This window comes from Acinetobacter sp., from assembly GCF_050285345.1.
Classification (GTDB): Bacteria; Pseudomonadota; Gammaproteobacteria; order Pseudomonadales; family Moraxellaceae; genus Acinetobacter.
Genome location: NZ_JBLZXR010000014.1, coordinates 1 through 7,685 on the forward strand (window position 1 = coordinate 1; position 7,685 = coordinate 7,685).

General features: G+C 42.6%; 10 protein-coding genes. 3 read left to right on the forward strand and 7 right to left on the reverse strand.

The annotated features are described in order from the left end of the window. Positions 1-166: 166 nt before the first annotated feature. Positions 167-925, reverse strand: coding sequence for an imidazole glycerol phosphate synthase subunit HisF (gene hisF / locus ACN6OV_RS00965; protein ID WP_427948865.1), 759 nt, complete (start codon positions 923-925; stop codon positions 167-169). A 113-nt stretch (positions 926-1,038) separates the two neighbouring features. On the opposite strand from hisF, the gene ACN6OV_RS00970 reads away from it, so the two are divergent. The 3 genes from ACN6OV_RS00970 to ACN6OV_RS00980 are packed head-to-tail and all read left to right on the forward strand — an operon-like array spanning position 1,039 to position 3,085. After that, positions 1,039-1,989: a homoserine kinase gene (locus ACN6OV_RS00970; RefSeq protein ID WP_427948867.1), complete on the forward strand. Its 951-nt coding sequence runs from the start codon at positions 1,039-1,041 to the stop codon at positions 1,987-1,989. A 37-nt stretch (positions 1,990-2,026) separates the two neighbouring features. Continuing rightward, positions 2,027-2,653 (forward strand): DUF1294 domain-containing protein, encoded by a 627-nt coding sequence (locus ACN6OV_RS00975; protein WP_427948869.1) that lies wholly within the window; start codon positions 2,027-2,029, stop codon positions 2,651-2,653. A gap of 39 nt (positions 2,654-2,692) precedes the next feature. Further along, positions 2,693-3,085, forward strand: a complete 393-nt coding sequence (locus ACN6OV_RS00980; RefSeq protein ID WP_427948871.1) for a DUF4870 family protein — start codon at positions 2,693-2,695, stop codon at positions 3,083-3,085. A gap of 41 nt (positions 3,086-3,126) precedes the next feature. Here the strand turns inward: ACN6OV_RS00980 and ACN6OV_RS00985 are convergent, their stop codons facing one another. The 6 genes from ACN6OV_RS00985 to hisB form a co-directional block, all read right to left on the reverse strand. Continuing rightward, positions 3,127-4,026 (reverse strand): DMT family transporter, encoded by a 900-nt coding sequence (locus ACN6OV_RS00985; protein ID WP_427948873.1) that lies wholly within the window; start codon positions 4,024-4,026, stop codon positions 3,127-3,129. 71 nt (positions 4,027-4,097) lie between these two features. Continuing rightward, positions 4,098-4,829 (reverse strand): 1-(5-phosphoribosyl)-5-[(5-phosphoribosylamino)methylideneamino]imidazole-4-carboxamide isomerase, encoded by a 732-nt coding sequence (hisA, locus tag ACN6OV_RS00990; RefSeq protein ID WP_427948874.1) that lies wholly within the window; start codon positions 4,827-4,829, stop codon positions 4,098-4,100. 137 nt (positions 4,830-4,966) lie between these two features. Then, complete coding sequence (locus ACN6OV_RS00995; RefSeq protein WP_427948876.1) at positions 4,967-5,638, reverse strand: 3'-5' exonuclease; 672 nt, start codon at positions 5,636-5,638, stop codon at positions 4,967-4,969. Positions 5,639-5,776: 138 nt separating this feature from the next. Further along, complete coding sequence (locus tag ACN6OV_RS01000; protein WP_427948877.1) at positions 5,777-6,250, reverse strand: DUF805 domain-containing protein; 474 nt, start codon at positions 6,248-6,250, stop codon at positions 5,777-5,779. A 179-nt stretch (positions 6,251-6,429) separates the two neighbouring features. Beyond that, entirely contained in the window at positions 6,430-7,047 is a 618-nt protein-coding gene (hisH, locus tag ACN6OV_RS01005) for an imidazole glycerol phosphate synthase subunit HisH (protein WP_427948879.1), read from the reverse strand. Then, the gene (gene hisB / locus ACN6OV_RS01010) at positions 7,047-7,640 is read right to left on the reverse strand and encodes an imidazoleglycerol-phosphate dehydratase HisB (protein WP_427948880.1); all 594 of its coding nucleotides are present in this window, start codon (positions 7,638-7,640) and stop codon (positions 7,047-7,049) included. The genes hisH and hisB overlap by 1 nt, the downstream gene beginning before the upstream one ends. Between the last annotated feature and the right edge of the window lie 45 nt (positions 7,641-7,685).

Genomic DNA, 7,685 nt, shown 5'->3' on the forward strand with positions numbered 1-7,685 from the left:
TATGCCCGATAAAAAATGGCGAAAACAAGAAGAACCTCAATTGAGGCTCTTCTTATGAAAATTGTGGGACAGCAGTGTCCTTGAGGCTCCTTTTTTTTGTCTTAAAATTCAGTTCAGACATTAAAAAAGAGCACTTGTTGTGCTCTTTTTTTAGCTTGAATAACGCTTAAAGACGCATTTCAATGCCTTGTTCTGCCAAATATTTTTTGGCTTCAGGAATCGTATATTGACCGAAGTGGAAAATAGACGCAGCAAGGACTGCATCCGCACCGCCTTTTAAAATACCATCGGCTAAATGTTGGAGATTACCGACACCACCTGAAGCAATGGTCGGAATGGTTACGCGGTCATTAATATTGCGCATCAACTCAAGGTCATAACCGGCTTTGGTGCCATCGGCATCCATTGAGGTAATCAGTAACTCACCAGCACCGAAGTCGGCCATTTTCACTGCCCAATCAATCGCATCAATGCCTGTCGGTTTACGCCCACCGTGGGTGAAAATTTCCCATTTATTGTCGCCAGTTTTTTTTGCGTCAATTGCCACCACGATGCACTGTGCACCAAAGCGTTGCGATGCTTCTTGTACAAATTCAGGATTAAATACGGCTGCGGAGTTAATACTGACTTTATCGGCACCAGCATTGAGCAATAAACGGATATCTTCAACTTTACGGACACCGCCACCCACCGTGAGTGGAACGAATACTGATTCGGCCATACGCTCGACGGTACGATAAGTCGTATCACGACCATTGGAGGTTGCCGTGATGTCTAAGAAGGTAATTTCATCCGCACCTTGTTCATTATAACGGCGTGCCACTTCCACTGGATCGCCAGCATCACGAATATCAAGAAATTGAACACCTTTTACTACACGACCGTTGTCCACGTCGAGGCAAGGAATAATACGTTTAGCTAGCATAATTTTTTCCAAAAATAACAGCCGATTATGAAACTTCGCGACTTAGATGCTACACCTTAATAGTCGGAGCGGTTATTCTATCAAAAATATGTAAGTTTTTTCGCAGGTTTTCTATGTCGGTTTATACCACTTTGACTTTAAAGGAAGTTCAGGATTTTGCAGCGCCTTATGGACTTGAGGTGATTGATCTGGTTCCCATTCAAGGCGGTATTCAAAATACCAACTATTTTATTGTCTGCGAAAACGGCACGCAGTATGTTTTAACGGTATTTGAAGAAATGGATGAACAAGGTGCAGGGGAGTTGGTTCCTGTACTTGAACACTTGGGACAGGTCGGTTTGGCTGTGCCCGTGCCTCTGAGTCATTCTGGCAAAGCGATTCATGCTTTAAAAAATAAACCAGCGCAAATTGCTCCACGGATGCAAGGTCACCATCCCATGCCAGCCAGTTTAGCGCAGGCAGAAGCGATTGCGATTGCTCAAGCCAAAATGCATGTGGCATTACAGGATTTTCCTTTAGAACGTGCAGAATACCGTGATCATGCCTATTGGTTAAATGTTTCGCGTGAGATTCGTCCGAGTTTAAATGAAGCCGATACCACCTTGCTCAATAATTTATTGGGCTTGTATGACATTCTCACGGTGATGTATCCAGACCGTCCTCAAGGTTTTATCCATTCGGATCTATTCCGCGACAATACTTTATTTGAGGGTGATCAACTCAAGGGGATTCTGGATTTTTATGAGTTGAACAAAGATGAGTTTTTGTTTGATATTGCCATCACCCTGAATGATTTCTGTACCGAATATCCAGAGGTGCATCTCAATGAAGACAAAGCCATTGCCTTTTTAAATGCCTATGAGACGGTGCGTCCATTAACTGCGGATGAAAAAGCGTGTCTGGAGTTGTATTTAGCCATGGCTGCCGGTCGTTTCTGGATGATGCGTTTGCAAGTAGCCCAAAAAAATGCAGCCCAAGGCCGTACAGGCGAAGATATTTTGCAGAAAAATCCGGCAGAAATGCGTAATATGTTGATTGAACGACTAAAATTCGTAACAGCTTAATTTCAATTCAATGATTAGAAGAGTTTGAGAGGCAATAATGCGCGATCAGGGCAGATTGGTGGAATGGTTTGATGAGAAAGGCTACGGCTTTATTCAACCGAATGACAGCTCCAAAGATCGTGTGTTTTTGCATATCAAAGACTTTTCGCGTCCCGGTCCACGTCCGATTGTGGGCTGTGCCTTGGACTATGCGGTGATTTTGGATGAGCGTGGACGTTTTCGTGCTCAGCAAGTGCATTATCTTAAAGCCTCACAAACTCAGCCAAGTAGCCGTCCTGCCCCAAAAAATATGGTACAGATGCCGCATAAAGCCAGTCCGATGCAAATTCTGTGCATCATTTATATTTTATTGTTGGCAGGCTTATGTGTGATCGGCAAACTCAGTGGCATGGTGCTGTTGTTCATCAGCATTATGAATGTCTTGAGTTATTGGTTCTATGCACAAGACAAAGAAGCTGCACAGCTCGGTAATCGCCGTGTGCCAGAAAATACCTTGCACATTTTATCCTTTCTCGGAGGATGGCCTGCGGCTTGGCTCGCGCAGCAACGACTACGCCATAAAACACAAAAACAACCTTTTCGAAAGATATATTTCTGTACCATAGTCTTTAACATATTACTGATTTTATGGCTGATTTTACCGCTAAACATATTGCAAATTTAGCAGCTGAGTTACAGCCCAAGCATAATGACGGGGAGTGAAATGAACGATTCTATTGATAAAGATCCAAACCGCCTACTCACCATAATTTTGTATGTTCTTTATATTGTGGCAATTTTTTCAGCGGGTTTGCTGGCAGTTCTGGCCTTAATTATTAACTACGTTAAACGTGGTGATGTACGCGGTACAATTTTTGAAAGCCACTTTACTTGGCAAATTCGGACATTTTGGTGGTATCTCATTTGGAACTTCATCGCATTTGTCCCATTTACTTTCCTATTTTTCACAGGAAATAACGCCAATGCCTTTGCAGGTGTGGCTTTTGGCGCAAGTGCATTCTGTGTCGCTGTAATTGGTTTGTCGTGGGTCTGGATTGTGTATCGCGCAATTAAAGGTTTGATTCGCGTCAATGATAATCGACCGATGTATGATTAAAACCATAAAAAAGCAGCGTAAGCTGCTTTCTTATAACCAATTTATTGAGAAATTTTATCTTTCTTTAGAAATTTTGGTCGCCATTCACTGACAATCACACCTAGAACCACGCACAGTCCACCTACAAGTGCCAGTGGAGATAAGCGTTCTCCTGCGACTCGACCAATCAGAGCTGCCCAAACGGGTTCGCCGGCATAGATAATCGCGGCCTGTGATGGATCGACCATGCGCTGCGCCCAGTTCATCACCAATTGGATCACGGCACTGGCTAGGCCTAAGCCACATAAAACTGCAATCAACGGCCATTTAAAATGCGGTAACTGCGTTTCACCTAACAGTGGGGCAATACAGAAACAGAAGAATGAGGCAAAGCCGAGTTGTAACACAGTCACACGGCGTAAATTGACGCGGCGAGCGAAATAACTGATCAGGATAATTTCAAAAGCAATTGCAATCGAACCGATGAGAGTAATGATCTGGCCAAAATTCAGGTGCAGAGCACCCAAGCCATTTCCGGTGAGAAATACCAAGCCGACAAAAGCCAAACTTACCCCGAACCAAGTCATGAGATGTGGTTTATGTTTAAAGCATAGCCACATAAAAATTGGCACTAATGGTACATACAACGCGGTTAAAAATGCCGACTCACTACTGCTAATACTTTGTAGTCCTACAGTTTGAGTAGCATAACCTATAGCAATCACCGCACCAATTGCAGCGCCTGCAATCAGGTCGTGTCGAGAAAAATGTCGTAAGTATTTGAGTGACAGTAAACTGACGGCAATCGTCGCTGCGGCAAAGCGTAAGCCGACAAATAAAATAGGGCTGCTAAAATTTAAGCCATATTGCACGGTAATGAAACTGGCGCCCCAAATCATGGTAATAAAGATTAGAGCAAGTTGTGGAAGTTTGCTTTTCCAAACTGGTATAGCACTAGACATGAGTATTCGATTGCATAAAAAGAGAGAAATAAAAAAGAGGTCCGTAGACCTCTTTGCAATGTAGCAATAACTTAAAGAGATTGTTGATCTAACAGTAATTGCGCTTCACGTAGGTTTAAAGTGCCTTCATAGATTGCACGACCAGTAATGGCACCTAAGATACCCGATTGACCTTTTAGATTACGTACATCATCAAGGTTGGTGACACCACCTGAAGCAATGACAGGCAAACCAGAGTATGTCGCAAGATTAACCGTTTGATCTACGTTTACGCCTTGCATCATACCGTCACGTGCAATGTCGGTATAGACAATGCTTGATACGCCTGCATCTGCAAAACGTTTAGCCAAATCAGTGGCTTTTACGTCAGTCACGTTAGCCCAACCGTCAGTTGCCACCATGCCATTCATGGCATCAATGCCGACGATGATATGACCTGCAAATTTCTTACACGCTTCTTCAACAAATTCAGGCTCTTGAACTGCTTTTGTACCAATAATGACAAAAGACACGCCCGCATCTAAATAATGTTCAATGGTTTCAAGTGAGCGAATACCACCACCAATTTGAATTGGTAGTTCAGGTTGAGCTTTAGCAATCGCTTCAACCACAGGTTTATGGATGGGCGTACCTGCGAAAGCACCGTTTAAGTCCACCAAATGCAAGCGACGCGCGCCTTCATTTACCCAATGCTGTGCAGTTGCCACTGGATCGTCAGAAAATACGGTATCGTCTTCCATACGACCTTGTTTTAAACGGACACATTTGCCATCTTTCAGGTCAATTGCAGGGATGATCAGCATGCTTTCGCTCCTTGCTCAATCAAATTAAGAATGAATTTGGTGCTAATCTTAACAAATAAACCGCAATTCACTAAATGTTAAAATAAAAAATGCGCAATTAGAAAACCTTAATGTCGATACAGCTTGTTGCACAAATCCTAAGTACTTGGGTTTTTATTTGGTCGAATGCGTAATTTTAGTGAGGTATTCGGAATTGTTTTCGGTAAGACTCCACGTTTGAGTAATTCTTCAAACACCAAAACTGGAGCATAGGCATCGGCAGCAGCATAACGAATTTGATCTGGGGTGAGACGTTTTTTGGCCCAATTTGAAGTGCTGACACTTTTGGATTTGGGAAAGTTGACCTGAAATAACAGCGCCATGGCATTTTTTAAGCCGACGGGCTGGATCAATCCAAAAGATGAAAAACATTTAGACAGTTCTAATACACTGTTGAGTTCAATGCCATGTTTTCGAAAAAGATGTGCATCATTTTTTAGCCCAAAACCGACTTTAATTTGATCGCGACTGCTGAGAATGGGAGTTAGAAACGGCCAAGTCTCTGCATTCATTTGAAATAACCATGCTTTTTGTGCGGTGGCGAGTTGAATCAGGTGGGGGCCGGTCGTGACTTCGCCTTTACGAAAGGTAGGTTTCGATTCAGAGTCAAAGCCCAGTAGGGCAGCAGTTTTTAATTCATTTTCCCAGTGTAGGCATTGTTCTAAGTTATAGATCAGATGAATTTGTTCAAACTCTAAATTTTGAAACAGTGGAAAGTTTTTAATTTGGTCTTTACTGGGTAAAACCGTGGTCGGTGGAACATCATTCATGGGCAAAAAATAGTGTCTTTTTTTCAGTGTTTGCTTGAGCAAAGCAAAAGCCTTGTTTTATGGTTCTAAACTGTTTGTTAATCATATGGATTCAGCGTTTTAGCCACTATCGTGATCAAGGAGAGTGGCTAAAATAATTTACAAAAAAGGCTTGAAGGCCAATAAGAGGCTGAACCAGACGAGTAAGAATAAGCCAATGAAAATAAAGGCTAAAACCACTTCCCATGTTTTAGATGCACGAGGTTCACCATACTGGTTATCTGACGCTGTGCCGGGGATCAGCATGAGTGCAATAAACATGATGATATTGAATATAGGGATGAGTTCTAAGAGTGCTAACCAGCCCGACTGATTAAAATCATGCAGCCGACGAACTGAAAAAATCATCATGGGAATCAAGATGACAATATTGAGCATGAATAGGATGGCTTGAGCAATGCTACTTCCGGCATGTTCAAAAATGGCATTCAGGGTGTTTGGCATCATGATGGTGATGAAGAGCATCACCATCATCAGCAGCAAGCTATAAAAAGCATTCCAACCAATAAAAGACATGCGGTTAAACCGACCGTCACGGCTCCATCCAGAATCAAGCGTTGTTGTATTATTCATATTTAAGCATCTCAAAAATTATCGTTATTTAAGTCGTTATCTCTAATCGAGAGTGTTGTGAAGAAAAAATCACTTTAAACGTGCTGTTTGATCTGTACCCAGCACAAAAAACGCGCCCATTATAAGGCTTGAGAACAAAAAAAGCCCACCGAGGGTGAGCTTTAGATGAGGGATGGGATTTAAATATCCCATTCCACGAAATTTTTTAGTAACTGTAAGCCGGCGGTATGGCTTTTTTCTGGGTGGAACTGCGTTGCAAACAAGTTTTCCTTGTGAATTGCAGTACAGAATTCTAAGCCATAATCACAGGTTGCAGCGACAATGCTTGAATCTTTCGGTTCCACATAGTAGCTATGTACAAAGTAGAAACGCGCGTCTTGCTCGATGTCTTTCCACATTGGATGGCTTGGGTCAGCTTGATGTACCTGATTCCAACCCATATGTGGGACTTTCAGACCTTCTACTTCAGGAAAGTGTTTCACTTCACCTTCAAAAATACCTAAAGCTTCAGCACCACCATTTTCTTCAGAACGCTGCATTAAAGCTTGCATACCTACACAAATGGCTAAAACTGGCTTATTGAATGCAGCATTGCGCACCACGTCATCGATGCCTGCTTCATGCATACCTTGCATACAGTCACGCATTGCACCGACACCCGGAAACACAATTTTATCGGCTTGCGCAATCAGCTTAGGATCATTGGTCACATCCACTGTCGCACCGACATGTTCAAGCGCTTTTGCAGCGGAGTGAAGATTTCCCATGCCATAGTCAAGAAGGGCAATACGGGTCATTACAATGTTCCTTTGGTTGACGCAACCGTATTTTCTGCACGTGGATCCACTTCACAAGCCATACGAAGTGCACGAGCAAAGGCTTTGAATACACTTTCGATTTGGTGATGGCTGTTTTTGCCTTTCAAATTGTCGATGTGTAGCGTCATGAGGGCATGGTTCACGAAACCTTGGAAAAATTCAGAGAATAGATCCACGTCAAATGTACCAATAAGCGAACGGGTAAATGGAATATCCATCCAAAGACCTGGACGGCCAGATAAATCAACCACGACGCGGCTTAATGATTCATCCAGTGGTGCATAGAAGTGACCATAGCGTTTTAAGCCTTTTTTGTTACCAAGAGCTTGAGCAAACGCCTGTCCGAGTGTAATCCCACAATCTTCTACGGTATGATGGTCGTCAATTTCAAGATCGCCATCACAGTGGATATCAATATCAAATAGACCATGTCGCTTGATTTGATCAATCATATGATCTAAAAATGGAATACCAGTATTTAAGGTGCCTTGACCCGTACCATCAAGATTCACACGAACTCGAATTTTGGTTTCGTTGGTATTTCTTACCACTTCACTGATACGATCTGTCATAGACACGTTCCTCAAATACGTCAAAATGATTGATGTAAAAATATT